The organism is bacterium (assembly GCA_024224155.1).
Classification (GTDB): Bacteria; Acidobacteriota; Thermoanaerobaculia; order Multivoradales; family JAHEKO01; genus CALZIK01.
In genome coordinates, this window is sequence record JAAENP010000109.1 from 1 (window position 1) to 2928 (window position 2928).

3 protein-coding genes and 1 pseudogene are annotated in these 2928 nt (G+C 63.7%); 2 read left to right on the top strand and 2 right to left on the bottom strand.

Annotated elements, in window-relative coordinates; all coding sequences use genetic code 11:
* Positions 1-470 (bottom strand): transposase (locus GY769_06210; protein ID MCP4201514.1); only part of this gene is annotated, 470 nt, incomplete at its 3' end.
* An 859-nt stretch (positions 471-1329) separates the two neighbouring features.
* Here GY769_06210 and GY769_06215 point away from each other — a divergent pair.
* A pseudogene (locus GY769_06215) lies at positions 1330-1584 on the top strand (ParB N-terminal domain-containing protein).
* Between the two features lie 237 nt (positions 1585-1821).
* On the opposite strand, the gene GY769_06220 reads toward GY769_06215, so the two are convergent.
* The gene (locus GY769_06220; GenBank protein ID MCP4201515.1) at positions 1822-2097 is read right to left on the bottom strand and encodes a hypothetical protein; all 276 of its coding nucleotides are present in this window, start codon (positions 2095-2097) and stop codon (positions 1822-1824) included.
* Positions 2098-2491: 394 nt separating this feature from the next.
* Between GY769_06220 and GY769_06225 the strand changes: the two genes are divergently transcribed.
* The coding region (locus GY769_06225; GenBank protein MCP4201516.1) for a transposase family protein at positions 2492-2928 on the top strand (437 nt) is incomplete at its 3' end.

Consider the following 2928-nt stretch of genomic DNA (forward strand, 5'->3'; position numbering starts at 1 on the left):
ATGCCGTTGAGCTGAAGCGTGGCGAAGAGGGAGAAAAGCATCGCCGCCAGCTGGCCCGCCCACAGAGCATAGGAGCCGTAGAACTGTTTGCGGCCACACACCGGCTTTCGATGCGTCCGCTCGGCCAGGTTGTTGTCCATCGGGACCTCGGGATGATCGACGAACAGGGTGAAACCGTCCCAGTGGTTCTTTTGACTCTTGAGGATCTTGCGCCGCAATGGGTGCAGCTTCTCCTCACTCAGCTCGGCGTCGCGCCTGCGCTTCATGCGCTTGAGCGCGGCCTTCAAGGCTTTATCCCGCGAGGCAAACCGCTCGCAGTTGGTTTTCCACACCTGCAAGCGTAGCTTGTTGAGGTGGAAGATCTCGCCGATGGCCTCGACCCACGAAAGTCCCCATTCTTCGTGCCCTGGAAAGTCTCGCGCCAAGTCGAGGAAGTCCCGGCGCATGTGCGACCAGCAAAACGCCAGCACAATCCGGCCATCCTTGACCTGCACCATCACTTTGTAGGCAATATACTTTAGCGCTATCGGGGAATGATCCGGGTTCGCTCGACAGGAATCGCCCGCTGCGTCGCTCGCGAGATTTGACCCTACTCTTATTACCGCCGTAATACCGCCTCAGGTTCTCTTCCCTGAAAAGGGGCGGAGGGCACGGGGAGGCCTTGGCTGGCATAGCCCTATCCGAATCGGATAGACAGTTGCCCGGCAAAACCGAAGGCCCAGGGGCTAATGACTTGCCGGTCACCCTGGGCCTTCCCACCTGCGGCATGGGGCCGCAGATGGGAAGTGTCGCCGGAAAGGGGGGCACTTGTCCAGTGCTTGGCAGGTCGAACCGCTGTTTCGAGAGGATTTCCGGCAGTTCACCTGCCGGCAGTGTGAGGAGGATGTGGTGATCTGCTCGGCTTGCGATCGAGGTCATTGCTACTGCGGCAAGGAGTGCTCGATGCAGGCTCGGCGCGAGTCGATGCGCAAAGCGGGCCGGCGGTATCAGCAGAAGCCGGATGGGCGCCGGAAGCACGCAGCACGTCAGGCGGACTATCTCCGGCGTCAGTCGGCTTCTGGGAAAGATGACGCATCAGGGTATCCAGACGCTGAGCGCCTTGTGCACACTGTGGGCGAAGACGCCGAAGACGATCTCGGCGAGACCTGGCGCCGGCTCGAGCCTGCGTATTTGGCGCGGACAGGCTTGCGCTGCTGCATCTGCGGGACGCGGTGCCTGTCCGGGCGCCGAATGAGCCCGCAGCGCCGGCGCCGATAAGGGCTCGCCGAGGTGGTTTCCTTCTGGGGCCTTGTCCCAGAAGGGAGAGGTGTGTCTTCAGAAGGAGCCGTCATGGAATTGGAGTGGCACCAGTTAGAGATGCCCTATGCCTCGCTACGCGCTCACAGTCGTGAGCGTCAGCGTCGGCTACGGCTGTGCCTGGAGGAGACCGGCCAGCAACAGCCGATCGTGGTGGTCCCCGAGCGCGAGGCGCCGGGCCGCTATGTCGTCATCGACGGCCATCAGCGCATCGCGGCTCTTCGCCGCCTGGGCCACGACACGGTGGAGGCCCTGGTGTGGGAGATGGAGCAAGCTGAGGCGCTGGTCTTGCGATGGCAGATGGCCAACGGTCCGGGCTCGTGTGCCCTCGAGCAAGGGTGGTTGCTGGCTGAGCTCCAGCATCGCTTAGGCTGGAGTCCGGACGAGCTGCCTCGAAGCTCCGGCAAGAGCTCCAGCTGGGTGAGCCGGCTTCTGGGCTTGGTGCGCGAGCTTCCGCATTCGATCCAGGAGTCGATCCGCCGCGGTCGGATCCCGGCCCAGGCGGCGATGAAGGCCCTGGTGCCGCTAGCCCGGATCGACCGCGCAGCTTGTCGCCAGCTGGCCGAGCAGATCGTGGGCAAGAAGCTGAGGACCCGCGAGATCGGTGCCCTCTACGCCGGCTGGCTTGCGGCGGGCCTCAAGGGTCGTCGGCGACTGCTCGAAGATCCTCGGGCCTTCCTGCGTCTGCAGCAGAGGCTCGCGGAGCGCAAGAAGGTCCTTGGTGAGCCCGAGCGACTCCTTGGGCGCGCCGAGCGACTCGCGCGCCAAGCACGCCATCTCAGCCGCCAGATTTCCCGACATCAGTCGGAGTTTTCTTCTCTGCAGCTCGCCGAGCTGCAGCAAACGCTCGAGGAGGTGCACAGCGAGTGGGACGGCTTGTTGGACAGCCTGAGGCCAGCGGCCTCTTCGACAACCACTGAAACGAGAAAGGAGACGATGCATGCTGAGCCGAGAGCAGAGGACCGCAATCCTGGAGCTCCACAAGCAGGGGCTCGGGACGCGGGCGATCAAGAAAACCCTGAAGATCTCGCGCGGAGCGATCAAGAAGGTGATCCGCTCGCAGAGCCACGAGCCACCGCCGATCGAGCGAGCGCTGAAGGCCGAGCCCTACCGCGACGAGATCCTCGAGCTGCACACGACCTGCAAGGGCAACCGAGCACGGATCCACGAGGAGCTTCAGGCCCAGGGAGCGGAGCTGTCCTACCCCGCTCTGACGGCCTTCTGCCGCCGGGAGGGCATCGGTGTGAAGCCGATCCTCCCGGCCGGGAGCTATCACTTCGAGCCGGGCCAGGAGATGCAGCACGATACCTCCCCGCACTGGGTGAGGATCGGCGACAAGGACCGGAAGGTCCAAACCGCATCGGCGGTGCTGTGTCATTCCAGGATGATCTTCATCCAGTGCTACCCGAGGTTTCGTCGATTCGAGTGCAAGAGCTTCCTGACCGAGGCGCTGAGGTACTTCGGCGGCGCGTGCGAGATCGTGATGATCGACAACACCCACGTGGTGGTGTTGCGCGGCACCGGCATGACGATGATCCCGGTGCCGGAGATGGAGGCCTTCGCTCACCGCTTCGGCTTCCTCTTCAAAGCTCACGAGATCGGCGACGCCAACCGGAAGGCCCACGTCGAGAG

What these genes read in the sequence shown, in the direction of transcription:
- GY769_06220 (MCP4201515.1), bottom strand. Translation starts at nt 2,097, where the DNA reads ATGTCGGGAAATCTGGCGGCTGAGATGGCGTGCTTGGCGCGCGAGTCG.